This is a genomic window from Pseudomonas sp. PGPR N4 (assembly GCF_059693665.1).
Window position 1 is genome coordinate 136,945 of record NZ_JCAUKV010000006.1, and the last position, 24,394, is coordinate 161,338.

The 24,394-nt window shown below is 63.5% G+C and carries 26 protein-coding genes; 19 read left to right on the forward strand and 7 right to left on the reverse strand.

Annotated elements, in window-relative coordinates; all coding sequences use genetic code 11:
• The first annotated feature begins 207 nt into the window (after positions 1–207).
• Positions 208–738, forward strand: coding sequence for an RNA polymerase factor sigma-70 (locus AC58X1_RS20740; protein ID WP_150569709.1), 531 nt, complete (start codon positions 208–210; stop codon positions 736–738).
• 3 nt (positions 739–741) lie between these two features.
• Here AC58X1_RS20740 and AC58X1_RS20745 read toward each other — a convergent pair whose 3' ends face one another.
• Positions 742–1,545, reverse strand: coding sequence for a substrate-binding periplasmic protein (locus AC58X1_RS20745; protein ID WP_497429453.1), 804 nt, complete (start codon positions 1,543–1,545; stop codon positions 742–744).
• Positions 1,546–1,695: 150 nt separating this feature from the next.
• On the opposite strand from AC58X1_RS20745, the gene AC58X1_RS20750 reads away from it, so the two are divergent.
• Positions 1,696–2,247 carry a 3'-5' exonuclease gene (locus AC58X1_RS20750; RefSeq protein ID WP_101318083.1) on the forward strand — a complete coding sequence of 184 codons (552 nt, stop codon included), beginning with the start codon at positions 1,696–1,698 and terminating at the stop codon, positions 2,245–2,247.
• A gap of 77 nt (positions 2,248–2,324) precedes the next feature.
• Entirely contained in the window at positions 2,325–2,609 is a 285-nt protein-coding gene (gene ppnP / locus AC58X1_RS20755) for a pyrimidine/purine nucleoside phosphorylase (protein ID WP_101318081.1), read from the forward strand.
• A 49-nt stretch (positions 2,610–2,658) separates the two neighbouring features.
• On the opposite strand, the gene AC58X1_RS20760 is transcribed toward ppnP, so the two are convergent.
• Positions 2,659–3,351 carry an alpha/beta family hydrolase gene (locus AC58X1_RS20760; protein ID WP_312391227.1) on the reverse strand — a complete coding sequence of 231 codons (693 nt, stop codon included), beginning with the start codon at positions 3,349–3,351 and terminating at the stop codon, positions 2,659–2,661.
• Positions 3,352–3,400: 49 nt separating this feature from the next.
• Between AC58X1_RS20760 and ccoN (AC58X1_RS20765) the strand changes: the two genes are divergently transcribed.
• The 16 genes from ccoN (AC58X1_RS20765) to AC58X1_RS20840 all read left to right on the forward strand — a co-directional run bounded on the left by ccoN (AC58X1_RS20765) (position 3,401) and on the right by AC58X1_RS20840 (position 18,919).
• On the forward strand, positions 3,401–4,825 hold the full coding sequence (gene ccoN / locus AC58X1_RS20765) for a cytochrome-c oxidase, cbb3-type subunit I (protein WP_101318077.1): 1,425 nt from the start codon (positions 3,401–3,403) through the stop codon (positions 4,823–4,825).
• A 13-nt stretch (positions 4,826–4,838) separates the two neighbouring features.
• Positions 4,839–5,447, forward strand: a complete 609-nt coding sequence (ccoO, locus tag AC58X1_RS20770) for a cytochrome-c oxidase, cbb3-type subunit II (RefSeq protein WP_101318075.1) — start codon at positions 4,839–4,841, stop codon at positions 5,445–5,447.
• 9 nt (positions 5,448–5,456) lie between these two features.
• Entirely contained in the window at positions 5,457–5,648 is a 192-nt protein-coding gene (locus AC58X1_RS20775) for a cbb3-type cytochrome oxidase subunit 3 (RefSeq protein ID WP_101322973.1), read from the forward strand.
• Positions 5,645–6,586 carry a cytochrome-c oxidase, cbb3-type subunit III gene (ccoP, locus tag AC58X1_RS20780; protein WP_101318073.1) on the forward strand — a complete coding sequence of 314 codons (942 nt, stop codon included), beginning with the start codon at positions 5,645–5,647 and terminating at the stop codon, positions 6,584–6,586. The genes AC58X1_RS20775 and ccoP (AC58X1_RS20780) overlap by 4 nt, the downstream gene beginning before the upstream one ends.
• 422 nt (positions 6,587–7,008) lie before the next feature.
• A complete protein-coding gene (gene ccoN, locus AC58X1_RS20785) occupies positions 7,009–8,451 on the forward strand; it encodes a cytochrome-c oxidase, cbb3-type subunit I (RefSeq protein ID WP_103436733.1) in 1,443 nt (480 codons plus the stop codon).
• A complete protein-coding gene (ccoO, locus tag AC58X1_RS20790) occupies positions 8,451–9,059 on the forward strand; it encodes a cytochrome-c oxidase, cbb3-type subunit II (RefSeq protein WP_101318069.1) in 609 nt (202 codons plus the stop codon). Before ccoN (AC58X1_RS20785) ends, ccoO (AC58X1_RS20790) begins: the two co-directional genes overlap by 1 nt.
• 5 nt (positions 9,060–9,064) lie before the next feature.
• Positions 9,065–9,262 carry a cbb3-type cytochrome oxidase subunit 3 gene (locus AC58X1_RS20795; RefSeq protein ID WP_101318067.1) on the forward strand — a complete coding sequence of 66 codons (198 nt, stop codon included), beginning with the start codon at positions 9,065–9,067 and terminating at the stop codon, positions 9,260–9,262.
• On the forward strand, positions 9,259–10,239 hold the full coding sequence (ccoP, locus tag AC58X1_RS20800; RefSeq protein ID WP_259077330.1) for a cytochrome-c oxidase, cbb3-type subunit III: 981 nt from the start codon (positions 9,259–9,261) through the stop codon (positions 10,237–10,239). Before AC58X1_RS20795 ends, ccoP (AC58X1_RS20800) begins: the two co-directional genes overlap by 4 nt.
• A 223-nt stretch (positions 10,240–10,462) precedes the next feature.
• Entirely contained in the window at positions 10,463–11,878 is a 1,416-nt protein-coding gene (gene ccoG, locus AC58X1_RS20805) for a cytochrome c oxidase accessory protein CcoG (RefSeq protein WP_497429393.1), read from the forward strand.
• Positions 11,879–11,890: 12 nt separating this feature from the next.
• Positions 11,891–12,415 carry a FixH family protein gene (locus AC58X1_RS20810; RefSeq protein ID WP_497429394.1) on the forward strand — a complete coding sequence of 175 codons (525 nt, stop codon included), beginning with the start codon at positions 11,891–11,893 and terminating at the stop codon, positions 12,413–12,415.
• Positions 12,416–12,567: 152 nt separating this feature from the next.
• Positions 12,568–15,030, forward strand: a complete 2,463-nt coding sequence (locus tag AC58X1_RS20815) for a heavy metal translocating P-type ATPase (protein ID WP_497429395.1) — start codon at positions 12,568–12,570, stop codon at positions 15,028–15,030.
• Between the two features lie 11 nt (positions 15,031–15,041).
• Positions 15,042–15,251 carry a cbb3-type cytochrome oxidase assembly protein CcoS gene (gene ccoS, locus AC58X1_RS20820; protein WP_150569714.1) on the forward strand — a complete coding sequence of 70 codons (210 nt, stop codon included), beginning with the start codon at positions 15,042–15,044 and terminating at the stop codon, positions 15,249–15,251.
• Positions 15,244–15,927, forward strand: coding sequence for a sulfite exporter TauE/SafE family protein (locus tag AC58X1_RS20825; RefSeq protein WP_497429396.1), 684 nt, complete (start codon positions 15,244–15,246; stop codon positions 15,925–15,927). The genes ccoS and AC58X1_RS20825 overlap by 8 nt, the downstream gene beginning before the upstream one ends.
• 97 nt (positions 15,928–16,024) lie before the next feature.
• Entirely contained in the window at positions 16,025–17,407 is a 1,383-nt protein-coding gene (gene hemN, locus AC58X1_RS20830; RefSeq protein ID WP_150569716.1) for an oxygen-independent coproporphyrinogen III oxidase, read from the forward strand.
• Positions 17,408–17,587: 180 nt separating this feature from the next.
• Complete coding sequence (gene fnrA / locus AC58X1_RS20835; protein ID WP_101318051.1) at positions 17,588–18,322, forward strand: Crp/Fnr family transcriptional regulator FnrA; 735 nt, start codon at positions 17,588–17,590, stop codon at positions 18,320–18,322.
• Between the two features lie 48 nt (positions 18,323–18,370).
• A complete protein-coding gene (locus AC58X1_RS20840) occupies positions 18,371–18,919 on the forward strand; it encodes an adenine phosphoribosyltransferase (protein ID WP_101318049.1) in 549 nt (182 codons plus the stop codon).
• 67 nt (positions 18,920–18,986) lie between these two features.
• Here the strand turns inward: AC58X1_RS20840 and AC58X1_RS20845 are convergent, their stop codons facing one another.
• From AC58X1_RS20845 to AC58X1_RS20865, 5 genes are read right to left on the reverse strand one after another with little or no spacing between them, the layout of a single operon-like run.
• Entirely contained in the window at positions 18,987–20,051 is a 1,065-nt protein-coding gene (locus tag AC58X1_RS20845; RefSeq protein WP_497429454.1) for a 2,3-butanediol dehydrogenase, read from the reverse strand.
• A gap of 49 nt (positions 20,052–20,100) precedes the next feature.
• A complete protein-coding gene (locus tag AC58X1_RS20850) occupies positions 20,101–21,207 on the reverse strand; it encodes an acetoin dehydrogenase dihydrolipoyllysine-residue acetyltransferase subunit (RefSeq protein ID WP_497429397.1) in 1,107 nt (368 codons plus the stop codon).
• The gene (locus tag AC58X1_RS20855; protein WP_497429398.1) at positions 21,204–22,226 is read right to left on the reverse strand and encodes an alpha-ketoacid dehydrogenase subunit beta; all 1,023 of its coding nucleotides are present in this window, start codon (positions 22,224–22,226) and stop codon (positions 21,204–21,206) included. The genes AC58X1_RS20850 and AC58X1_RS20855 overlap by 4 nt, the downstream gene beginning before the upstream one ends.
• 33 nt (positions 22,227–22,259) lie before the next feature.
• Entirely contained in the window at positions 22,260–23,237 is a 978-nt protein-coding gene (locus AC58X1_RS20860; RefSeq protein WP_312388908.1) for a thiamine pyrophosphate-dependent dehydrogenase E1 component subunit alpha, read from the reverse strand.
• 22 nt (positions 23,238–23,259) lie between these two features.
• Positions 23,260–24,315 (reverse strand): ATP-NAD kinase family protein, encoded by a 1,056-nt coding sequence (locus AC58X1_RS20865; RefSeq protein ID WP_101318039.1) that lies wholly within the window; start codon positions 24,313–24,315, stop codon positions 23,260–23,262.
• Positions 24,316–24,394 lie beyond the last annotated feature (79 nt).

Genomic DNA, 24,394 nt, shown 5'->3' on the forward strand with positions numbered 1-24,394 from the left:
CAGGGGAACGGATGGGCAGGGCAAATAATTAACAGTGCGGGCAGCGAGGGGGATGACTGTGCGAGGGCAGGCTTAGATCAAACACGAATAGATACTCATTAACTTTCGTATTTGACAACCATTATCATTCCGCCTAATTTGTCGCTCGTCGCAGGAAGCGCCCTACCCAAAAGCGCTCCTATTCCTAAAAGAGCTAAGGTGATTTCCATGGCGGAACAACTATCCACAAGTAAGTGCGATTCACCCTTACTCCAGGCGTTCGTCGACAATCGCAGCATTCTCCTCAAAATCGCCGCGCGCATCACTGGCTGCCGCTCGCGTGCCGAGGATGTTGTTCAGGACGCCTTCTTCCGGCTCAACGCCGCACCGCAGATCACCTCCTCGATCAAAGCTCAACTCAGCTATCTGTTCCAGATCGTGCGCAACCTGGCCATCGATCACTATCGCAAACAGGCGATGGAGCTGAGGTATTCGGGCACCGAAGAGGAAGGCATGAACGTGGTGATCGTCAATGCATCGCCCGAGCACACCCACATCAACCTGGCTGCGCTTGAACATATCGCCGATGCATTGAATGAACTGCCCCAGCGCACCCGTTATGCCTTCGAGATGTACCGGCTGCACGGCGTCCCGCAGAAAGACATCGCCAAGGAACTTGGCGTCTCGCCGACGCTGGTCAACTTCATGATTCGCGACGCCCTGATCCATTGCCGCAAAAGCGCCCAGCCGCACGCTTGAGGGCTACTGCGGGCTCATCGTCTGGATCTGATAGGGCTGAAAAATCCGCGTCAATTCACCGTTGCTGCGCAGTTGTTGCAATAGCGCGGCAAATGCCTGCGGGCTGATCGGTGCATTCGGGCGCAGCAGTGCGTAATGATGATAAAGCTGATCGACCCGTTCCGAGCCCATCAACTGCTCGCGGCTGGCAGGGTTGCGAGCAAGAAAATCATTGAAATACGAGCGCGTTACCAGGGCAATGTCGGCGCGCCCTCGCTGGACCATTAACAGGTTGCTGTCATGCGAGTAGGTCAAGGTCGCATGGTAGTTCGCACTGAGCTGCTGTGGGTCGGCGTTGAAGTCGGCGAAGGCGTAATGATAGCCGTGGTAAACAGCCAGACGCTTGCCATGCAGCTCAGCGAAGTAATTCTGGTCCCTTCCCGGCTGGCGCCGCGCGACAAAAATTTCGGCATCTTCCAGGCCCATGTCGACGGCCTGGTGGGGGACCTGTTGCCAGCCCCACTGAGGGTTCTCGAAAATCGCCATGTCGGTGCGCCCTTGCTCCAGGTCGGCAAAGCGCCGCGGAATCGAGGTGGGCACCAGAACGAAGAAGTAGTCCTTTTGCAGCGTGTTGAGCGCCTGTGTCAGTTGCGGCAGCAGGCCACTGTCGGCGCCCCGCTCCGGGCGTTCGGAATAAGGCGGAAAATGCGCCGCACCGATGCGCACCTCGATGCCTGCCTCGGGTTCGGCCCAGGCAGGCGCGACGTGCCCCAGCAGAGCAACCAGCAACAGCGACGAGAAGGCCTTGAGCCTGGGCAGTGGAATCAACACAGACACTTGCAGACACACCAAACCTTGATGCGCCTAAGCTAGGCGTTTTCTGCAAGCGGCACAACCAGCACATATGCCAAAGTGCCATAGGGTGCCTGTTTGGCCGAGTTTGGCTACTCTCTAGCGAGTCTTGCAAGGGAGCCTGCCATGGCCCATTGGTTAGTGATCGACCTGGAGGCCACCACCGACGACGGTGGCTGGCCGCTCACAGAGATGGAAATCATTGAAATCGGCGCCAGCCTGGTGACGCGGCAAGGCCATGAGGTCGACCAGTTCCAGTGCTTCGTCAAACCGAAAAAACGCCCGCAGTTGACTCCGTTCTGCCGCCAGCTGACCCACATCAGCCAGGCGGACGTCGACGCCGCCGCGTGTTTTCGTGAGGCCTGGGCTGGGTTCGAGGGCTGGCTGAGGACGCATGCCGATGAACTGCAAGCCTGGGTCAGCTGGGGCGACTATGACCGCCGCCAGCTGCTGCAGGAATGGCACGACTATAAAGTGCGCAGCGTGCTCCAGGACACCGCCCACATCAACCTCAAGCAGCGCTTCGCCAAGGCCCGCCACCTGCAACGCCCGGCCGGGCTCAACAGCGCCCTGCAACTGGCTGGCCTGCAGTTCAGCGGCCAGCAGCACCGCGCCCTCGAAGATGCGCGCAACACCGCGCGTTTGCTGCCGCTGAGCCTGCCGGCCGAGAGCCCCTGAAAGCAGATGACGACACGCTGGGGCTTGGGCATACTGGCCAGCCCCTTTTTCATCCCCCCTTTACAGGAGTCGCCCCCATGTTCAAGGTCAACGAGTACTTTGATGGCACCGTCAAGTCGATCGCTTTCGAAGGCACTGAAGGCCCGGCCACCGTCGGCGTCATGGCCCCGGGCGAATACGAGTTCGGCACCGCCAAGCGCGAAATCATGCACGTGGTTTCCGGCGCCCTGACCGTCAAGCTGCCGGGCAGCGACAACTGGCAGGAATTCATCGCTGGCAGCCAGTTCAACGTGCCTGCCGACAGCAAGTTCCAGCTCAAGGTCGCAGTTGCAACCGCTTACCTGTGCGAATACCGCGACTGATCCAGCAATCGCATTGGCTCAGCAGGCGCGGCGCCTGCTGAGTTGCTGCTCAGCGCTGGATGAAGCGGGCAACCCGTTCTGCGGTGGTTTGCAGGTGCTGCTCATGGGTGAAGCCCGACGCTTTCAGCGGCTTGAGGTCATGATCCGCCGCCGCCAGCCAGCACAGTTCGATGGCTGACGACAGCTGGTAGCCCGCGACCGTTTCCCGGTTGCCCAGAGCATCGCGCTCGCCCTGCACAATCAAGGTCGGTGTCTGCAGTTCCGCCAAGTGCGCGACCCGCGGCTTTTCCGGCTTGCCCGCTGCGTAGAACGGATATCCCAGGCACACCAGTGCATCTACCTGCAGTTCATCGGCCAGCAAACTGGCCATGCGCCCGCCCATTGACTTGCCGCCAATCGCCAGCGGTCCTGTGACCAATGGTCGCACCTGTTGATACACCTCGCGCCAGCATTCAAGCAAAACCTTCTGCGGGTTAGGTGGCCGCCTGCCGCCTGTTGCGCGCCGTTCGGCCATGTACGGGAACTCGAAGCGCAGCAGCGCCAGCCCTTGCCCTGTCAGCCTTTGCGCCATGTCGTTCATGAACCCGCTGTCCATCGGTGCGCCAGCACCGTGGGCCAGGATCAAACACCCCACATAGCCCTGCTCGCCACCGGCTTGCGGTAGATCGCAGCGCAAGCCTGAAACATTTGCCACTTGCGCCCATTGATCCCCGTCAATACCGGCATTTTGCCCATCTCTCATTCTTGCCTCGCTGTTTAGTCTGCCTATAACCGTGGATGGGAACCCATACATGAACACAACACCCAGAACCGCCTACAACTACAAGGTGGTCCGCCAATTCGCCATTATGACGGTGGTGTGGGGAATCGTCGGGATGGGGCTCGGCGTTTTCATCGCTGCCCAACTCGCCTGGCCTGCCCTCAACTTCGACCTGCCGTGGACCAGCTTTGGCCGCCTGCGACCGCTGCACACCAACGCAGTGATCTTCGCCTTCGGCGGCTGCGCGCTGTTTGCCACCTCGTATTACTCGGTGCAGCGCACCTGCCAGACCACCCTGTTCGCGCCGCGCCTGGCGGCATTCTCGTTCTGGGGCTGGCAACTGGTGATCGTGCTCGCCGCGATCAGCCTGCCGCTGGGCTACACCAGCTCCAAGGAATACGCCGAGCTGGAATGGCCGATCGACATCCTGATCACCATTGTCTGGGTGGCCTACGCGATCGTGTTCTTCGGTACGCTGATCAAGCGCACCACCAAGCACATCTATGTGGGTAACTGGTTCTTCGGTGCGTTCATCCTCACCGTGGCGCTGCTGCACATCGTCAACAACCTGGAAATCCCGGTCAGCCTGACCAAATCCTACTCGGTGTATGCCGGCGCAACCGACGCCATGGTGCAGTGGTGGTACGGCCACAACGCGGTGGGCTTCTTCCTGACCGCAGGCTTCCTCGGCATGATGTACTACTACGTGCCCAAGCAGGCCGAACGCCCGGTGTATTCCTATCGGCTGTCGATCGTGCACTTCTGGGCACTGATCACCCTGTACATCTGGGCCGGCCCGCACCACCTGCACTACACCGCCCTGCCTGACTGGGCGCAGTCGCTGGGCATGGTCATGTCGCTGATTCTGCTCGCGCCAAGCTGGGGCGGCATGATCAACGGCATGATGACCCTGTCGGGCGCCTGGCACAAACTGCGCAGCGACCCGATTCTGCGCTTCCTCGTGGTGTCGCTGGCGTTCTACGGCATGTCGACCTTCGAAGGGCCGATGATGGCGATCAAGACCGTCAACGCCTTGTCGCACTATACCGACTGGACCATCGGCCACGTCCATGCCGGCGCGCTTGGTTGGGTAGCGATGATTTCCATCGGTGCGCTGTACCACACCATCCCGAAAATCTGGGGCAAAGAGCGCATGTACAGCATTGGCTTGATCAATGCGCACTTCTGGCTGGCGACCATCGGCACCGTGTTGTACATCGCCTCGATGTGGGTCAACGGCATCGCCCAGGGCCTGATGTGGCGCGCGGTCAACGCCGACGGCACCCTCACCTACTCGTTCGTCGAAACCCTGGTGGCCAGCCACCCAGGCTTCATCGTGCGCTTCGTCGGTGGTGCGATCTTCCTCAGCGGCATGTTCCTGATGGCCTGGAACACCTGGCGCACGGTGCGCGCACCGGATGCAGCCGCCGCCCCTGCGAACGCCCAGTTGGCCTGAGGAGAGTTGCCTGATGAAACATGAAGTCATCGAGAAAAACGTCGGCCTGCTGGCGGTGTTGATGGTGTTGGCCGTCAGTATCGGCGGCCTGACCCAGATCGTCCCGCTGTTCTTCCAGGACGTCACCAACAAGCCGGTCGAAGGCATGAAGCCGTACACCGCGCTGCAGCTGGAAGGCCGCGATATCTATATCCGCGAAGGCTGCGTCGGTTGCCACTCGCAGATGATCCGGCCGTTCCGCGCCGAGACCGAGCGCTACGGGCACTACTCGGTCGCCGGCGAGAGCGTCTGGGACCACCCGTTCCTGTGGGGCTCCAAGCGCACCGGGCCGGACCTTGCCCGAGTCGGCGGGCGCTACTCGGACGACTGGCACCGCGCGCATCTGTACAACCCGCGCAACGTCGTCCCTGAGTCGAAAATGCCGTCCTACCCATGGCTGGTCGCCGACCAGGTCGACAACAGCCACACCGAGACCAAGATGCGCGCCCTGCGCACCCTCGGCGTGCCTTACACCGACGCGGATATCGCCGGTGCCCGTGACGCCGTCAAGGGCCATACCGAGATGGACGCGCTGGTCGCCTACCTGCAGGTGCTCGGCACTGCGATCAAGAACAAGAGGTAAGCAATGGAACTGTCAATTGACATCGGCATGATCCGCGGCCTCGGCACCCTGGTGGTGATGATCGCCTTCATCGGCCTGAGCCTGTGGGTGTTCAACCGTCGCCGTGACCGTGATTTCGCCGAAGCGCGCCTGCTGCCCTTCGACGATGACCGCCTGCCCCCTGCCGGGCAGGAGCCTGCAATGAGGAGTAACGGGCAATGACCACCTTCTGGAGTACGTACATCAGCGTACTGACCATCGGCAGCCTGATCGGCCTGACCTGGCTGCTGCTCAGCACCCGCAAGGGCCAGAGCAAGGACACCACCGACCAGACCATGGGCCACAGCTTCGATGGCATCGAGGAGTACGACAACCCGCTGCCCAAGTGGTGGTTCTGGCTGTTCGTCGGCACCCTCGCCTTCGGCGTCGGTTACCTGATCCTGTACCCAGGCCTGGGCAACTGGAAGGGCATCCTGCCGGGCTATGAGAATGGCTGGACCCAGGTCGATGAATGGCAGCGCGAGATGGACAAGGCCGACGCCCGCTTCGGGCCGATCTTCGCCAAGTTTGCCGCCATGCCGGTGGAAGAAGTGGCCAAGGACCCGCAAGCGCTGAAAATGGGCGGTCGCCTGTTCGCCTCCAACTGCTCGGTGTGCCACGGCTCGGACGCCAAAGGTGCCTACGGCTTCCCCAACCTGACCGACAGCGACTGGCGCTGGGGCGGCGACCCGGAAACCATCAAGGCCTCGATCATGAACGGCCGCCACGGCGTCATGCCGGGCTGGGCGGAGGTGATCGGTGAACAGGGCGTGGCGGATGTGGCGGCGTTCGTGCTGACCAACATGGACGGCCGCAAGCTGCCTGAAGGGGTCAAGGCTGATCCAGCCAAAGGCCAGCAGATCTTCGCCAGCAACTGCGTCGCCTGCCACGGACCGGAAGGCAAAGGCACGCCAGTGATGGGCGCACCTGACCTGACCCATCCACAGGCGTTCATCTATGGTTCCAGCTTCGCCCAGTTGCAGCAGACCATTCGCTACGGCCGCCAGGGCCAGATGCCAGCCCAGGCTGACATTCAGGGCCACGACAAGGTCCACCTGCTGGCAGCCTACGTGTACAGCCTGTCGCAACCGCAACCGGCGCAGACCGTGACCGCCAAGTGACACCCTCGGGGCCGTTTCACGGCCCCGGCTTCCCCGCTTCTCCCCACCGCTCACCTCGCTTGCACCCCCTCCGAACACAACTAAGCTTGATGCCAAGGCGGCAACGCCCTACTCGTACGTCCCATAGCGCCTGACGCCGGGCCGACTTTGGGCGGTTCAAGCTACGGCTTTGGAAGGGTATCCGACCTACCCAGACAGGCCCGAAAAAGCCTGACCAATCGATCAGAAAAAGTCGAGAAACGGTACACATAACAAATATTTATTTGTGTACAATCATCCAGACCCAAGCGCTGCGGGACGGCAGCATGCAGGGTTTGGACACGGGTCGGCGCGAGGAGCCTTGCGTTGCCATACCCCCAGGGGTTACCGATACTGGCGCCGATTTTCAACCAACAAGAATATTCAAACCGTGGAACCTTAGAATGAGCACAGCAATCAGTCCGACTGCTTATAACTATAAGGTCGTCCGCCAGTTCGCCATCATGACGGTGGTCTGGGGGATCCTTGGCATGGGGCTCGGGGTGTTCATCGCCTCGCAACTGGTCTGGCCGCAACTGAACCTCGACCTGCCCTGGACCAGCTTCGGCCGCCTGCGCCCGCTGCACACCAACCTGGTGATCTTCGCCTTCGGTGGCTGTGCGCTGTTTGGCACCTCGTATTACGTGGTCCAGCGCACCTGCCAGACGCGGTTGATTTCCGATAGCCTGGCGGCGTTCACCTTCTGGGGTTGGCAGGCGGTCATCGTCAGCGCCTTGATCACCCTGCCATTGGGTTACACGACCACCAAGGAATACGCCGAGCTTGAATGGCCAATCGCGATTCTGCTGGCGATTGTCTGGGTCACCTACGGCGTGGTGTTCTTCGGCACCATCGTCAAGCGCAAGACCAAGCACATCTATGTCGGCAACTGGTTCTACGGCGCCTTCATCGTCGTCACCGCGATGCTGCACATCGTCAACCACATCTCGCTGCCGGTCAGCCTGTTCAAGTCGTATTCGGCCTACGCTGGAGCGACCGACGCGATGATCCAGTGGTGGTATGGGCACAACGCGGTGGGCTTCTTCCTGACCACGGGCTTTCTCGGCATGATGTATTACTTCGTGCCCAAGCAGGCCGAGCGGCCGATCTACTCGTATCGCTTGTCGATCGTGCACTTCTGGGCGCTGATCACCCTGTACATCTGGGCCGGCCCGCACCATTTGCACTATACCGCCCTGCCCGACTGGGCGCAGTCGCTGGGCATGGTCATGTCGATCATCCTCCTGGCGCCGAGCTGGGGCGGCATGATCAACGGCATGATGACGCTGTCCGGGGCCTGGCACAAACTGCGCACCGACCCGATCCTGCGCTTCCTCGTGGTGTCGCTGGCGTTCTACGGCATGTCGACCTTCGAAGGGCCGATGATGGCGATCAAGACGGTCAACTCGCTGTCGCACTACACCGACTGGACCATCGGCCACGTACACGCCGGCGCGCTCGGCTGGGTGGCGATGATCTCGATCGGCGCCATCTACCACATGATTCCCAAGCTCTACGGCCGGGCGCAGATGCACAGCGTCGGCCTGATCAACGCGCACTTCTGGCTGGCCACTATCGGCACCGTGCTGTACATCGCCTCGATGTGGGTCAACGGCATTACCCAGGGCCTGATGTGGCGTGCGATCAACGATGACGGCACCCTCACCTATTCGTTCGTCGAGGCGCTGCAGGCCAGCCACCCGGGCTATATCGTCCGCGCAGTGGGCGGTGCGTTCTTCGCCTCGGGGATGTTGCTGATGGCCTACAACGTGCTGCGCACTGTACGTGCAGCGGATGCCACAGAAGCTGAAGCCGCCGCCAAGATCGTCGTTGTGGGAGCGCACTGATGAAGCATGAAGCAGTCGAGAAGAACATCGGCCTGTTGGCCTTCTTCATGGTCATTGCCGTCAGCATCGGTGGCCTGACCCAGATCGTCCCGCTGTTTTTCCAGGACGTCACCAACAAGCCGGTCGAAGGCATGAAGCCGCGCACCGCGCTGGAGCTGGAAGGCCGCGATATCTATATCCGCGAAGGCTGCGTCGGCTGCCACTCGCAGATGATCCGGCCATTCCGCGCCGAAACCGAGCGCTACGGGCACTACTCGGTGGCCGGCGAAAGTGTCTGGGACCACCCGTTCCTGTGGGGCTCCAAGCGCACTGGGCCGGACCTGGCCAGGGTCGGCGGGCGTTACTCGGATGACTGGCACCGCGCGCACCTGTACAACCCGCGCAACGTCGTGCCCGAGTCGAAGATGCCGTCCTACCCGTGGCTGGTCGAGCACAAGCTCGATGGCAAGGACACCGCGAAAAAGCTCGAAGTGCTGCGCACCCTGGGCGTGCCGTACACCGATGCCGACATCGCCGGCGCTGCCGACGCGGTCAGGGGCAAGACCGAGATGGACGCGCTGGTGGCGTACCTGCAAGGCCTTGGCACTATCATCAAAAGCAAACGGTGACGCTGATGGATATCGGGATGATCCGCGGCCTGGGCACCGTGGTGGTACTGGTGGCGTTCGTCGGCCTCGCCCTGTGGGTGTTCAGCCCACGGCGCAAGCGCGACTTCGACGAGGCCACGCAACTGCCTTTTGCCGATGACCCCGAAGCCAGCCAGCACGTCGAGCAAGCGCAAGCAAAAGCGTCTAGGAGCAAACAACAATGACTACCTTCTGGAGCCTGTACGTCAGCGTGCTGACGTTGGGCACGATCTTCGCCCTCACCTGGCTGCTGCTGTCGACCCGCAAGGGCCAGCGCGAGGACATCACCGACGAGACCGTCGGCCACGCCTTCGACGGCATCGAGGAATACGACAACCCGCTGCCCAAATGGTGGTTCTGGCTGTTTGTCGGCACCATCATCTTTGCCCTTGGTTACCTGGTGCTGTACCCAGGCCTGGGCAACTGGAAAGGCATCCTGCCAGGCTACAGCTACCTCGATAACGACAAGCAGACCGAGTTCAGCAACGGTGAGGCGGGCTGGACCGGCGTGCACGAGTGGGAAAAGGAAATGGCCAAGGCCAATGCCCGCTTCGGGCCGATCTATGCCAAGTTTGCCGCGATGCCGATCGAGGAAGTCGCCAAGGACCCGCAGGCGCTGAAAATGGGTGGCCGGTTGTTCGCCTCCAACTGTTCGGTGTGCCACGGTTCCGACGCCAAGGGCGCCTATGGCTTCCCCAACCTGACCGACAGCGACTGGCGCTGGGGCGGCGAGCCGGAGACGATCAAGGCCTCGATCATGAACGGCCGCCACGGCGTCATGCCGGCCTGGGCCGAGGTGCTCGGCGAGCAAGGTGTGGCTGATGTGGCCGCCTTTGTCCTGACCAACCTGGACGGGCGCAAGCTGCCCGAGGGCATCAAGGCAGACCCTGCCAACGGCCAGAAACTGTTCGCCACCAACTGCGTCGCCTGCCACGGGCCCGAGGCCAAGGGTACGCCGGCCATGGGCGCACCTGACCTGACCCATCCGCAGGCGTTCATCTACGGCTCAAGCTTCGCCCAGTTGCAGCAGACCATCCGCTACGGCCGTCAGGGCCAGATGCCGGCCCAGGCCGAGTTGCAAGGCAATGACAAGGTGCACCTGCTGGCCGCCTATGTGTACAGCCTGTCGCAGCAGGATGCCGCCGAGCCTGCCAAGCCGTAATCCGGCCAGGTCAGCCGAGGCGTTTGCACCTCGGCTGACCTGGATCAATTGACAATCGCACCTACACCATTTCACAGGCAAACCCAACGCGACATAACGTCGCAGCACGGTCCGACCTCGCCAGCACAGGCGTATCATAGGCCGCAGAGCGTCAGCACCAGGCGCACGACCGCGGCCGGCATGCACTGGCCGCGGCACTTCTCCACTGCCGTGGGACTCGATGATGAGCAAGCACATTCCGGTACATGACGTGACCCCGCCTGCCAACAAGGGAAAGGATTCCGTCGACCTCTATGCCTCCCGTGCCAAGATCTACACCCGCGCCTTCACCGGCGTGTTCCGCAGGCTGCGCATGGTCGGCGGCGCGCTGCTGTTCCTGCTCTACTTTGGCACCGTGTGGCTGAACTGGGGCGGCCACCAGGCTGTCTGGTGGAACCTGCCCGAGCGTAAGTTCTACATCTTCGGCACCACCATCTGGCCGCAGGATTTCATTCTGCTGTCGGGCATTCTGATCGTCGCCGCCTTCGGCCTGTTTTTCATCACCGTGTTCGCCGGGCGCATCTGGTGCGGCTACACCTGCCCGCAGAGCGTGTGGACCTGGGTGTTCATGTGGTGCGAGAAAATCACCGAGGGTGACCGCAACCAGCGCATGAAGCTCGACAAGGCGCCAATGAGCGCCAACAAGCTCGCTCGCAAGACCGCCAAGCACAGCCTGTGGCTGCTGATCGGTTTCGTCACCGGGGTGACCTTTGTCGGTTACTTCTCGCCGATCCGCGAACTGCTCGTGGAATTCTTCACCGGCGAAGCCGATGGCTGGGCCTACTTCTGGGTCGGCTTCTTCACCCTGGCCACCTACGGCAATGCCGGTTGGCTGCGTGAACAGGTGTGCATCTACATGTGCCCGTATGCGCGCTTCCAGAGCGTGATGTTCGACAAGGACACCCTGATCGTCTCGTATGACCCGCGCCGCGGCGAACTGCGCGGCCCGCGCAAGAAAGACGCCGACTACAAGGCGCAAGGCCTGGGCGACTGCATCGACTGCACCATGTGCGTGCAGGTGTGCCCGACCGGCATCGACATCCGTGACGGCCTGCAGGTCGAGTGCATCGGCTGCGCTGCCTGCATCGACGCCTGCGACACCATCATGGACAAGATGAACTACCCACGCGGCCTGGTCAGCTACACCACCGAACACAACCTGTCCGGGCAAAAGACACACATGGTACGGCCGCGCCTGATCGGTTATGCAGTAGTCCTGCTGGTGATGATCGGCGCCCTGGCCACGGCCTTCGCTACCCGTTCGCTGGTGGGGTTCGATGTCAGCAAGGACCGCGTGCTGTACCGCGAAAACGCCCAGGGGCGGATCGAGAACGTGTACAGCCTCAAAGTCATGAACAAGGACCAGCGCGATCACGTCTACGTGCTCGAGGCCAGCGGCCTGCCAGACCTGCAACTGCAAGGCCAGCGCGAGATCCGCGTCGAGGCCGGTGATATCGTCAGCCTGCCGGTGCAGCTGTCGGTGGCCCCCGAGCAGTTGCCGTCGACCACCAACGAAGTCATCTTCACCCTCAAGGACGCCGACGACAACGGCACCCAGGTTGAAGCCAAGAGCCGTTTCATCGGCCCGCAAATTCGCTAAGGAATCCGCTCCATGCCTGCTACTGCCGCCAGCCCCTGGTACAAGCACCTCTGGCCCTGGATCCTCATCGGCATCCTCACCACCTCGGTGTGCCTGAGCCTGACCATGGTCAGCATTGCCGTGCGCAACCCAGACAACCTGGTCAACGACAACTACTACGAGGCCGGCAAAGGCATCAACCGCTCGCTCGACCGCGAACTGCTGGCGCAGACTCTCAACCTCAAGGCCAGCGTGCTCCTCGATGAGCTGACCGGCGAGGTCGAGCTGCGTCTGAGCGGCAACAGCGACCCGCAGACGTTGGAACTCAACCTGATCTCGCCGACCCAGCCGGACAAGGACCGCAAAGTCCAGTTGGCGCGCAGCGAAGCGGGCCGCTATGTTGGCCAACTGGACGACAAGATCGAGGGCCGGCGCTTTGTCGAGCTGCTGGGCAGCCAGGATGGCCACATCTGGCGCTTGTTCGAGGAAGAGAAAGTCGAGCACGGCGTAACCCTCCAGCTCGGCGATGAAGCCATCCAGGGCGCCGAGCACCTGTAGGAGCGGCCTTGTGTCGCGAAAGGCCAGCGAAGCTGGCCCGGCAATAGTGGCCGCGGCATGAATCCTGGGGCCGCTTCGCGACCCTTTCGCGACACAAGGCCGCTCCTACGGGGATGCGTGCAACTTTGCGGTTTTTGTAAGGCCATGATGTGATGACTCAGCCCAACCCGTGCTACCACTGCGCCCTACCGGTCCCTGCCGGCAGCCGCTTCAACGCCAAGGTGTTGGGCGAGCTGCGCGCATTCTGCTGCCCCGGTTGCCAGGCCGTTGCCGAATCCATCGTCGCTGGCGGCCTTGAGCACTACTACCAGCACCGCAGCGAAACCAGCGCCAACCCAGAGGCCCTGCCCCAGCAGTTGCAGGACGAACTGGCGCTGTACGACCGCAACGATGTTCAGCAAGGCTTCGTCCGCCATGACCATGGCCATGCCGAAGCGGTGCTGATGATCGAAGGCATCAGTTGCGCCGCTTGCGGCTGGCTGATCGAGAAACACCTGCGCAATGTGCCAGGCGTGGCCAACGCCCGCCTGAACCTGTCCAACCACCGCCTGCTGCTGAGCTGGGACGACCTGCAACTGCCGTTGTCGAAGCTGATGGCCGAGCTGCGCCAGATTGGCTACGCCGCCCACCCGTATCAGCCCGACCAGGCCGCCGAGCAGCTTGCGCGGGAGAACCGCAGCGCCCTGCGCCGCCTCGGTGTGGCCGGGCTGTTGTGGTTCCAGGCGATGATGGCGACCATGGCCACCTGGCCGGAATTCAACATCGACCTCAGCCCCGAGTTGCACACCATTCTGCGTTGGGTTGCGCTGTTTCTGACCACGCCGATCGTGTTCTACAGCTGTGCGCCGTTTTTCAAAGGCGCCGCGCGCGACCTGCGCACCCGCCACCTGACCATGGATGTGTCGGTGTCGCTGGCCATCGCCCTGGCCTACTGCGCTGGTATCTGGACGGCGATCACCGGAAGTGGCGAGCTGTACTTCGACACGGTCGGCATGTTTGCCCTGTTTCTGCTGACTGGCCGTTACCTTGAACGCCGCGCCCGCGAGCGCACGGCGGCGGCCACTGCGCAACTGGTCAACCTGCTGCCGGCCTCGTGCTTGCGCCTGGACAGCGAGGGGCGCAGCGAGCGTATTCTGCTGGCCGAACTCAACTGCGGCGATCGGGTGCAGGTGCTGCCCGGCGCGGTGATCCCGGCGGACGGGCGGATTGTCGAGGGCCGTTCGAGCATCGACGAGTCATTGCTCACCGGCGAGTACCTGCCGCTGGCGCGCAGCCCGGGCGATCACGTCACCGGCGGCACCTTGAACATCGAAAGCACGCTGAGCGTCGAGGTCCAAGCGCTGGGCCAGGCCACGCGCTTGTCCGCCATCGTCCGGCTGCTGGAACGCGCCCAGTCCGAAAAGCCGCGTCTGGCGCAGATCGCCGACCGCGCCTCGCAGTGGTTCTTGTTATTCACGCTGCTGGCCGCAGTCGCCATCGGCCTGCTCTGGTGGCAACTGGACCCGAGCCGGGCATTCTGGATCGTGCTGGCGATGCTGGTCGCCACCTGCCCCTGCGCCCTGTCGCTGGCCACGCCGACCGCGCTGACCACCGCCACCGGCACCCTGCACAAGCTTGGCCTGCTGGTGACACGCGGGCATGTGCTGGAAGGCCTCAACCAGATCGACACGGTGATCTTCGACAAGACCGGCACGCTCACCGAAGGCCGCCTGACCCTGCGCAGCATTCGCCCCTTGGGCACGCTGGGCAGCGACCAGTGCCTGGCCCTCGCCGCCGCCCTGGAAAACCGCTCGGAGCACCCGATCGCGCGTGCCTTCGGCCGCAGCACGCGGCCCGCCGAAGAAGTGCAGAACGTGCCCGGGCTGGGCCTGGAAGGCCAACTCGACGGCCAGCACCTGCGCATCGGCCAGGCCAGTTTCGTCTGTGCCCTGAGCGGCAGCGAGCCACCGCTGCTGCCCGAGCCGCGTGGCCAGTGGCTGCTGCTCGGCGATGCACACGGCCCGCTGGCCTGGTTTGGCCTGGACGACCGCCTGCGCGACGACGCCCAGGGTTTGCTCGACGCCTGCAAGGCGCGCGGGTGGCAGACCTTGCTGCTGTCAGGCGACAGCTCGCCGATGGTCGCTGAGGTGGCCGCGCAACTGGGCATCGATGAGGCGGTTGGCGGCCTCCGCCCCGACGACAAGCTGGCCCGCCTGCGCGCATTGCAGGCCGCAGGGCGCAAGGTGTTGATGCTCGGTGATGGGGTCAATGACGTGCCCGTGCTGGCTGCAGCGGACATCAGCATTGCCATGGGCTCGGCTACTGACCTGGCAAAAACCAGCGCCGATGCGGTGCTGTTGTCCAACCGCCTGCAAGCGCTGGCCCAGGCGCTGCTGCTGGCACGCCGCACGCGGCGGATAATCGTCGAGAACCTGGCCTGGGCAACCTTGTACAATGGCCTGATGTTGCCGTTCGCGGCGCTGGGCTGGATCACCCCCGTGTGGGCCGCCATCGGCATGTCGGTCAGCTCGCTGGTGGTGGTGCTCAATGCCCTGCGCCTGACCCGCCTGCCCGACCCCGCGCCCGCCAGCACGGCCCGCGTCGAGGCGGTTGCCGGCGCGACCATCCTTCACTGAGCGATACCGCCATGCCTGCGCTGTACATCATGATTCCCGCAGCCCTGCTGATCGTTGGCGTGGCCATCTACATCTTCTTCTGGGCCGTCGATAGCGGCCAGTACGACGACCTCGACAGCCCGGCGCACAGCATCCTCTTCGATGACCAGGACCCAGGCCATCAAGCGGCGGTCAAGCATGAGACCAAGCCCGCGGATGAGGACACCCCGCCCCGTGGCTGAGCTGCTGCCCCTGCTGGGCTCGGCGCTGGTGCTCGGCCTGCTTGGCGGCGGCCACTGCCTGGGCATGTGCGGCGGCCTGATGGGCGCGCTGACTCTGGCCATCCCGGCACAACAACGCGGCCGTCGGCTGCGCTTGTTGCTGGCCTACAACCTCGGCCGCGTGCTCAGCTATGCCAGCGCCGGCCTGCTGCTGGGCATGGCCGGCTGGGCCGTGGCCAGCAGCCCGGCAGCGCAGGTGTTGCGGGTAATCGCGGCGTTGCTGTTGATCGCCATGGGCCTGTACCTGGCTGGTTGGTGGAGCGGACTGACCCGCATCGAAGCACTCGGCCGTGGCCTGTGGCGGCATATTCAACCGCTGGCAACTCGCTTGTTGCCGGTGTCGAGTTTGCCGCGGGCGCTGCTGCTCGGTGCACTGTGGGGCTGGCTGCCGTGCGGGCTGGTCTACAGCACCCTGCTGTGGGCAGCGAGCCAGGGCAATGCCGGCTACAGCGCGGCGCTGATGCTGGCATTCGGCCTCGGCACCTGGCCGGTATTGCTCGCCACCGGGCTGGCCGCCGAGCGGGTCAATCGGCTGCTGCGCAAACGCAGTGTGCGCGTGGCCGGTGGCCTGCTGGTGATCGTGTTTGGCCTGTGGACCCTGCCCGGCCCGCACCAGCACTGGCTGATGGGCCACTGAGGGCGCCTCGCGAGGCGCGTTGATACAAATCAAAACAGATTCCTACAGACGCTCATAGACTTCGGACACTGCTGCTCCTATCCGGGGACTATTCCACATGCTCGACGAACTTCGTTGGGACGCCGACCTTATCCGCCGTTACGACCTGGCCGGCCCTCGCTACACCTCCTACCCAACCGCTCTGCAACTGCACAGCGAAGTGGGTTCGTTCGACCTGCTGCATGCCCTGCGCGAGAGCCGCCGCGCGGTACGGCCGCTGTCGCTGTATGTGCACGTGCCGTTCTGCGCCAACATCTGCTACTACTGCGCGTGCAACAAGGTCATCACCAAGGACCGCGCCCGCGCCCTGCCCTACCTGCAGCGCCTGCAACAGGAAATCCAGCTGATCGCCTGTCATCTGGAACCTAAACAACGTGTTGAACAGCTGCACTTTGGTGGCGGCACGCCGACCTTCCTCAGCCATGTCGAATTGCGTCAGCTGATGGCGAGCCTGCGCGAGCACTTCAACCTGCTCGACGACGACTCCGGCGACTACGGCATCGAGCTTGACCCGCGTGAAGCCGACTGGTCGACCATGGGCCTGCTGCGCGAACTGGGCTTCAACCGGGTCAGCCTCGGTGTGCAAGACCTTGACCCAGTGGTGCAGCGTGCGGTCAACCGCCTGCAAAGCCTGGAGCAGACCCGCACCCTGATCGAGGCGGCGCGTACCTTGCAGTTCCGCTCGGTCAACCTGGACTTGATCTACGGCCTGCCCAAGCAGACCCCGGAGGGCTTCGCCCGCACCGTCGACGAAGTGATCCGACTGCAGCCCGACCGCCTTTCGGTGTTCAACTACGCACACCTGCCAGAGCGCTTCATGCCCCAGCGGCGTATCGACAGCAACGACCTGCCGGCCCCGGCAGCCAAGCTGGAAATGCTCCACGCCACCATCGAGCAACTGACCGCAGCGGGTTACCGCTACATCGGCATGGACCACTTTGCCCTGCCCGACGACGAGCTGGCCATCGCCCAGGAAGAAGGCACCCTGCAGCGCAACTTCCAGGGCTACACCACCCACGGTCATTGCGACCTGATCGGCCTCGGCGTGTCGGCCATCAGCCAGATCGGCGACCTGTACTGCCAGAACAGCAGCGACCTGAACACCTACAAGGAGCTCCTCTCCAACGCACAACTGGCGACCCAACGCGGGCTACTGTGCAACCAGGATGATCGCCTGCGCCGGGCGGTGATCCAGCAATTGATCTGCCACTTCGAGCTGGACTTCGAGCAGATCGAACGCACCTTCATGATCGATTTTCGTGGTTACTTCAATGAGCTGTGGCCGCAACTGCAGGCGATGCACCGCGACGGTCTGATCCGTCTCGACAGCAAGGGCATCAAGGTCCTGCCGGCCGGGCGCCTGTTGGTCCGCTCGGTATGCATGGTGTTCGATGCCTACCTGGCGCAACACAATCGCCAGCGTTTCTCGCGGGTGATCTGACGCGACCAAGCAGCGCATGGACTTCCCTGTGGGGCAGGCACATCATTCGCTGAGGACGGGCTGCGCGACACCACGCGGCAGACCCGCCAGCCTGCACAAAAAAAGTGCAGGCTGGCCCTCAAGCCATGCCGTCGGTTATCCTTACGGCTTATGTGTGATTTCCCACAAGGATCGATTGAAATGTCCGAGCCAGTAAAACTGCGCACACACAACCAGGCCCACTGCAAGGATTGCAGCCTGGCCCCGTTGTGCCTGCCATTGTCCCTTAACCTTGAGGACATGGATGCGCTGGATGAAATCGTCAAACGCGGCCGCCCGCTGAAAAAGGGGGAATTCCTGTTCCGCCAGGGCGACGATTTTGGCTCGGTCTATGCAGTTCGCTCTGGTGCCCTGAAGACCTTCAGCCTGAGCGACAGCGGCGAGGAGCAGATCACCGGCTTCCACCTGCCGAGCGAGCTGGTCGGCCTGTCGGGCATGGACACCGAGGCCTACCCGGTATCGGCCCAGGCCCAGGAAACCACCTCGGTATGCGAGATCCCCTTCGAGCGCCTCGACGAACTGTCGGTGCAACTGCCGCAACTGCGCCGCCAGCTGATGCGAGTGATGAGCCGGGAGATTCGCGACGACCAGCAAATGATGCTGCTGCTGTCGAAAAAAACCGCTGACGAGCGCATCGCCACCTTCCTGGTCAACCTGTCGGCGCGCTTCCGCGCACGCGGTTATTCGGCCAACCAGTTCCGTCTGAGCATGTCGCGCAACGAGATCGGCAACTACCTGGGCCTGGCTGTGGAAACCGTGTCGCGGGTGTTCACGCGCTTCCAGCAAAACGGCCTGATCACGGCCGAGGGCAAGGAAGTGCATATCCTCGACCCGATCCAGCTGTGCGCACTGGCCGGCGGCGCTATCGACGCCTGAGCCAGTTGACGGGGTATACTTGCGGCCAGATTTCTCAGGATACCCCTCATGTACAGCGACACTTTCGACCTCAAAGCCCTGATCCGCCCGGTAGTGGACTTCCCCAAGCCGGGTGTGATCTTCCGTGACATCACCCCGTTGTTCCAGTCGCCGCGCGGCCTGCGCTATGTGGCCGACCGGTTCATCGAGCGCTATGTCGAGGCCGAATTCAGCCATATCGGTGCCATGGATGCGCGCGGTTTTCTGATCGGGTCGATCATTGCCCACCAGTTGAACAAGCCGCTGATCCTGTTCCGCAAACAGGGCAAGCTGCCGGCGCATGTGCTGTCCGAGGGCTATCAGACCGAGTACGGCGAGGCGTTTCTTGAAGTGCACGCGGACAGCCTGTGTGAAGGCGACTCGGTGCTGATCTTCGATGACCTGATTGCCACCGGCGGCACCTTGCTGGCAGCAGCCAACCTGGTCCGGCGCACCGGCGCGCAAGTATTCGAAGCGGCGGCGATCATCGACCTGCCGGAGCTGGAAGGCTCGCAACGGCTGCAGGACGCAGGCGTGCCGACCTTCTGCCTGACCGAGTTTTCCCTGAGCGAATACTAGGGGCTGCCTGATCTGCGCTGGCCGCTGGCGGCCAGCGCATCTCCCCGTGTAGGTCAGCCTGTGGAGATCAACGCCCGCCTGGCGAGACGATGATCTTCACATTCTGCTCCTTGTTGTTGACCAACTCCTCAAAGCCCAACTCGACGATCTGCTCCAGGCCAATGCGCCCGGTCACCAGTGGCTGAATGTTCAGGCGGCCATCGTTGATGAAGGCGATCACATCGGCAAACTCGCCGTTGTAGGCCAAGGCACCCAGCACCTGTTTCTCGGTCGAGACCAGATCGAAGAAGTTGAACAGGCTCGGTTCCTCGAAAATCCCCACCAGTACACACTTGCCGGCTTTGCGAATCGCATCGACGGCCAGCTTGGCGGTGTTCTTGTTGCCGATGCATTCAAAGCTGACATCAGCACCCAGCCCGCCGGTGAGCGCGCGGATTTCAGCCAGCGCGTCGCACTGGCTCGGGTCGAGCACGGCACTGGCGCCGACCTCAAGGGCCTTGGCCTTGCGCGCCGAGGACATCTCCAGGGCGATGACCTGAGCCGCACCTGCGGCCTTGGCGCACATGATGGTGCACAGGCCGATGGTGCCAGCCCCGACTACCACCACCTTCTGCCCAAGCAGGCTGCCGGCCTTTTTCACCGCATGCATGCCCACCGCCAGCGGCTCGATCAGCGCGCCGGCTTCGCGCGGGAAGCCTTCGGGCAGGCGGTAGAGCAGATTGGCCGGGACGTTCACTCGCTCGGCGAACGCACCGTTGTTCATCAGCCCGGTAAAGGCCAGTTTTTCACAGATGTTGTACAAGCCATGGGTGCAGTAATAGCAGGTGCCGCAGTGCTGGCAGGCATCGGCAGCAACCGGATCGCCAACGGCGTAGCCGCTGACGCCCTCGCCGAGCTTGGCGATCTCGCCGCAGAATTCGTGGCCTAGAATGCACTGGCCCTGAATACCGGTCAGCGGGTGCGGTGCTTCGACCGGGATAAATACCGGCCCGGCCACGTACTCGTGCAGGTCCGAGCCGCAGATGCCGCACCAGTCGACCTTGATCTGCACCCAGCCCGGCGGTGGGTCTGCCGGCAGCGGTACCTGTTCGACGCGAATGTCATTGCGCCCATGCCAGACGGCGGCGCGCATATGGGAGTGGCTGAGGTCGTTCATTGTTGTTTTCTCCAGGCTCACGGGATCAGTGCTTGCGGACAAAGTCCTGCAGCAGCTGGTTGACCTGCTCGGCAGCTTCCATCTGCACCATATGGCCAACCCCTGGCAGCACCACCGCTTCGGCCTCTACGCCTTGGGCATGGCTGGCCGGGATGATCGCGTCTTCGCTGCCCCACAGCACCAGGGTCGGCTGTTGGGCGATCACGCCGCGCAGGTCATGGCGTTGCTGGTCGCCATCGGCAATCGCTGCGGCCAACAAACGCAGGGCAGCGTCGACGCCTTCGAGGCGCTTGAACTTGAGCATGTCTTCGAGCATCTGCCGGGTGACCATGCCCTGGTCGGCAAACAGTAGGCTCATGGCTGGTTTCAAGCCATTGCGATTGGCCACTTCGACAAAACCGCGCAGGTAGTCGCCATTGATCTCCCGGCCCAGACCAGCGCTGGCGATCAAGCTCAGGCTGGCCACCCGCTGCGGCGCCAGGCGGGCCAGGTTCAAGCACACCGCGCCGCCCATGGAATGCCCGGCCAGGTGCGCGCGGGTGATATCGAGGTGGTCGAGCAAGGCCAACACGGCGCCGCTGAGCTCGTCCAGGTCACCATGCTCAAGGGTCTTTGCCGACTCGCCGTGACCAGGCAGATCCAGCGCAATCACCCGCCGCTCGGCGGCCAGGGCCGGGTGGTTGAACAGCCAGTTGTTGAGGTCGCCGCCAAAGCCGTGCACCAGTACCAGCGGTGTACCGCCCTCGCCCAGTTCGAACCAGCGCAGCAGGCGCCCGCCGACCTCGGCTTTCTGCGGTGCCGGGCCTTGCGCCTGCTCACTGGCAGCGCTGGCGACGAACTCGGCCTGGAAGCGCTCGACCACCGCGTCGATCTCGGCCTCATCCGCCTCGCCGTCGACCAGTACGGCGAGCAATGCGCCGACTGCCAGGGTTTCGTCCGGCTGGGCGACCTGGCGGCGCAACACGCCGCTGAACGGCGCCTCGACGCTGCTGCTGATCTTGTCGGTCTCGACATCCAGCACTTCGTCGCCCTTGTTGATCTGCTCGCCTTCCTGCTTGAGCCAGGCGTCGACTCGGCCCTCGGTCATCGACAGGCCCCACTTGGGCATGGTCAGGGTATGGATCTGGCTCATGCAGCACTCCTTGAGGCGTCCATGACTTTGCGCACGGCGGCTTCGATCTTCGCCGCATCGGGGATGTACAGGTCTTCGAGGGCATCGGAGAACGGCACTGGCGTGTGCGGCGCGGTAACCATCTCGATCGGCCCCTTGAGCGCGGGAAAGGCCTTTTGCGCGACCAACGCGCTGATGTCAGTGGCCAGCGAGCAACGCGGGTTGGCTTCGTCGATCACCACCAGCCGGCCGGTTTTCTCCACGCTTTCAAGGATACTGTCCTCGTCCAGCGGGCTGGTGGTGCGCAGGTCGAGCACCTCGCAGTCGATGCCCTGGCGGGCCAGGTTGTTGGCAGCTTCCATGGCCAGATGGACCATGCGCCCGTAGGTCACCAGGGTGATGTCGTCGCCGTCGCGCAGGTAATTGGCCTCGCCGAACGGCACGGTGTAGAGCTCTTCGGGTACGTCGCCCTGCATGCTGTAGAGCAGCTTGTGCTCGCAGAAGATCACCGGGTCGTTGTCACGGATGGCCTGGATCAGCAGGCCCTTGGCGTCATACGGTGACGACGGGCAGACCACCTTCAGGCCCGGGATATGCGTCCATAGCGAGGTGAGCATCTGCGAGTGCTGGGCCGCTGCGCGCAGGCCGGCACCGACCATGGTGCGCATCACCAGCGGTGTCACAGCCTTGCCGCCGAACATGTAGCGAAACTTCGCCGCCTGGTTGAGGATCTGGTCCAGGCAGCAGCCGGCAAAGTCGACGAACATCAGTTCGCAGACTGGGCGCAGGCCTTGGGTGGCAGCACCGACGGCGGCACCGACGTAGCCGATTTCAGACAGCGGCGCATCCAGCACCCGCCCCGGAAACTGATGATAAAGTCCCTTGGTCACGCCAAGCACGCCACCCCAGGCGTCCTGCTCACCCGGCGCACCGGCGCCGCCGGCGACGTCTTCGCCGATGATGAACACAGTGCTGTCGCGGCGCATTTCCTGGGCCAGGGCCTCGTTGATGGCCTGCTGGTAACTGATCTTTCTTGCCATGGTGATTGTCCTGTCGTTGTTATTGTCGGGGGCTCACGAGTAGCTGACGTAAACGTCGCTGAGCAGATCGGCGGGCTGTGGTTTGGGGTCGGCCTTGGCGCGGCGTACGGCGTCCTCGATCAGGTCGTCGACGCGGCCATCGATGGCGTCCAGTTGCGCGGCGCTGAGCAGGCCGGCACGGGTGGTCTTGTTGCGAAACTGCAGTAGGCAGTCGCGGGTTTCGCGCAGGTTCTTGACCTCGTCGGGGGCGCGGTAGGTTTGTGCGTCGCCCTCGAAGTGGCCGTAGTAGCGGGTCAGCTTGACCTCGATCAGCGACGGCCCCTGGCCGCTGCGCGCACGCTCGACGGCGGCGCCTGCGGCTTCGTGCACGGCAAAGAAGTCGTAGCCGTCGATCGTCACCCCGGGCATGCCGAAGCCGGCGGCGCGGTCGGCAATATGGTCGCAGGCCACCGACCATTTCGACGCGGTGGCTTCGGCGTAGCCGTTGTTCTCGGCGACGAAGATGCACGCCAGGTTCATCACCGAGGCCATGTTCATGGCTTCGAACACCGCGCCTTCGTTGGAGGCGCCGTCGCCGAAGAACACCACCGAGACGTCATCGCGGCCCTTGAGCTTGGCTGCCAGCGCCGAGCCGGCCACCAGCGGCGCGCCGGCACCGACGATGCCGTTGGCGCCGAGCATGCCCTTGGACAGGTCGGCGATGTGCATGGAACCGCCCTTGCCGCCGCAGACGCCGGTCTTCTTGCCGTAGATCTCGGCCATCATCCCGTACACATCGACGCCCTTGGCGATGCAGTGGCCATGGCCGCGGTGGTTGGAAGCGATGCAATCGGAATCGCGCAGGTGCGCCATGACCCCGGCCGCCGAGGCCTCTTCGCCGGCATACAGGTGGACGAAACCGGGGATCTCGCCGGTGGCAAACTCGACATGCAGGCGCTCTTCGAAGGCGCGAATGGTGCGCATGACTTCATAGGCATGCAGCAACTGCTCGGAGCTGAGTTGGGTGGACATCTTGTTGTTCTCCAGGGTTGTCTCAACGCAGGGTTGCAGGGGTGTGCCGCTGGTCGCGGGGGACGACCAGCAGATGGTGGCGGGCGGCATGCGCCAGCACTGCCTCGACATCGACCGAAAGTGGGCCGTGCAGGTCGAGGGTGATGGTTGGGGTGTCTTGCTCGGCAAACTCGATTTCACGCTCGCCATCCAGCGCCAGGGTGCCGCTGCGCAGGCTCAGCGGATACGCCACGCCCGGCTGCAGCGGGCCACTGGCGGTCACCCCACAGCCTTGCAACAGGCCGGGCGCGAGCGGCGCCAGCAAGACCTGTGTGGCGCTGGTATCGAGGCGCACCCAGGCGCCCTGCTCGGCCTGACGTGAAACCGGGCACCACAGCCCGCAGATGGCCGACAGGCCGATGGCGTGTGGCTCGGCAAAGCAGGCGAACACTTCTGCCAGGTCTTCGCTGCGGCTCAAGGCGCGGGCGCCGACAAAGCGTTGAGGTGAAACCGCGACCTCGACCAACGCCCATTCGCACAGCTGCTGTTGCGGCACCCGCACCAGCAGCCGCTTGTTGCGGCGCAGGCCTATGGCTGCTGGGATCTGCCCGCTGGCCAGCAGGCCACCGGCGAGGCCCGCGCTGGTCGCTTCGCGCAGTTCAGGGAAGGCGTTGTTGGTGCCGGTCGACAAGGTCAGCAACGGCGTATCGCCGGCTTCGGCGGCGACCGCCTTGTGCGTGCCGTCGCCGCCCAGCACAGCGATCATCGCCACGCCCTGCTCGACCATCTGGCGAGCCGCGAGGCGGGTGTCGGCGGCGGTTTGCGTCAGAGGCAGATCGAGCATCTGCAACGCCGGCCAGCGCTGCTCACGGGCCATCGGGCCAGTGCTGGCCTTGAGCACCGCGGCGGCGATGCCGGTCATATCGGTTGGCAGCAGCACCTGGGCAATGCCAGTGGCGCCAAATGCGGCGAGCAGGCGCTGGATCGCCGAGGCTTTGTCGGTGCTGGAATACAAACCGGCATTGGCCGTCAGGCGGCGCAGGTCGCGACCGGAGGCAGGGTTGGCAATGATCCCGATGATCGGGCCGGGCTGGCGCATGGCGCACCTCGTTTTATTGTTTGAGGAGAGCCAGAGCAAGGCCGGTGCCAGCTTTTGATCTGAACGCTGCAAACCCTGT

Coding starts and splice junctions, on each gene's coding strand:
- AC58X1_RS20740 (WP_150569709.1), top strand. CDS start 208: ATGGCGGAACAACTATCCACAAGTAAGTGCGATTCACCCTTACTCCAG.
- AC58X1_RS20750 (WP_101318083.1), top strand. CDS start 1,696: ATGGCCCATTGGTTAGTGATCGACCTGGAGGCCACCACCGACGACGGT.
- ppnP (WP_101318081.1), top strand. CDS start 2,325: ATGTTCAAGGTCAACGAGTACTTTGATGGCACCGTCAAGTCGATCGCT.
- AC58X1_RS20760 (WP_312391227.1), bottom strand. CDS start 3,351: ATGAGAGATGGGCAAAATGCCGGTATTGACGGGGATCAATGGGCGCAA.
- ccoN (WP_101318077.1), top strand. CDS start 3,401: ATGAACACAACACCCAGAACCGCCTACAACTACAAGGTGGTCCGCCAA.
- ccoO (WP_101318075.1), top strand. CDS start 4,839: ATGAAACATGAAGTCATCGAGAAAAACGTCGGCCTGCTGGCGGTGTTG.
- ccoP (WP_101318073.1), top strand. CDS start 5,645: ATGACCACCTTCTGGAGTACGTACATCAGCGTACTGACCATCGGCAGC.
- ccoN (WP_103436733.1), top strand. CDS start 7,009: ATGAGCACAGCAATCAGTCCGACTGCTTATAACTATAAGGTCGTCCGC.
- ccoO (WP_101318069.1), top strand. CDS start 8,451: ATGAAGCATGAAGCAGTCGAGAAGAACATCGGCCTGTTGGCCTTCTTC.
- AC58X1_RS20795 (WP_101318067.1), top strand. CDS start 9,065: ATGGATATCGGGATGATCCGCGGCCTGGGCACCGTGGTGGTACTGGTG.
- ccoP (WP_259077330.1), top strand. CDS start 9,259: ATGACTACCTTCTGGAGCCTGTACGTCAGCGTGCTGACGTTGGGCACG.
- ccoG (WP_497429393.1), top strand. CDS start 10,463: ATGAGCAAGCACATTCCGGTACATGACGTGACCCCGCCTGCCAACAAG.
- AC58X1_RS20810 (WP_497429394.1), top strand. CDS start 11,891: ATGCCTGCTACTGCCGCCAGCCCCTGGTACAAGCACCTCTGGCCCTGG.
- AC58X1_RS20815 (WP_497429395.1), top strand. CDS start 12,568: ATGACTCAGCCCAACCCGTGCTACCACTGCGCCCTACCGGTCCCTGCC.
- ccoS (WP_150569714.1), top strand. CDS start 15,042: ATGCCTGCGCTGTACATCATGATTCCCGCAGCCCTGCTGATCGTTGGC.
- hemN (WP_150569716.1), top strand. CDS start 16,025: ATGCTCGACGAACTTCGTTGGGACGCCGACCTTATCCGCCGTTACGAC.
- fnrA (WP_101318051.1), top strand. CDS start 17,588: ATGTCCGAGCCAGTAAAACTGCGCACACACAACCAGGCCCACTGCAAG.
- AC58X1_RS20840 (WP_101318049.1), top strand. CDS start 18,371: ATGTACAGCGACACTTTCGACCTCAAAGCCCTGATCCGCCCGGTAGTG.
- AC58X1_RS20845 (WP_497429454.1), bottom strand. CDS start 20,051: ATGCGCGCCGCCGTCTGGCATGGGCGCAATGACATTCGCGTCGAACAG.
- AC58X1_RS20850 (WP_497429397.1), bottom strand. CDS start 21,207: ATGAGCCAGATCCATACCCTGACCATGCCCAAGTGGGGCCTGTCGATG.
- AC58X1_RS20855 (WP_497429398.1), bottom strand. CDS start 22,226: ATGGCAAGAAAGATCAGTTACCAGCAGGCCATCAACGAGGCCCTGGCC.
- AC58X1_RS20860 (WP_312388908.1), bottom strand. CDS start 23,237: ATGTCCACCCAACTCAGCTCCGAGCAGTTGCTGCATGCCTATGAAGTC.
- AC58X1_RS20865 (WP_101318039.1), bottom strand. CDS start 24,315: ATGCGCCAGCCCGGCCCGATCATCGGGATCATTGCCAACCCTGCCTCC.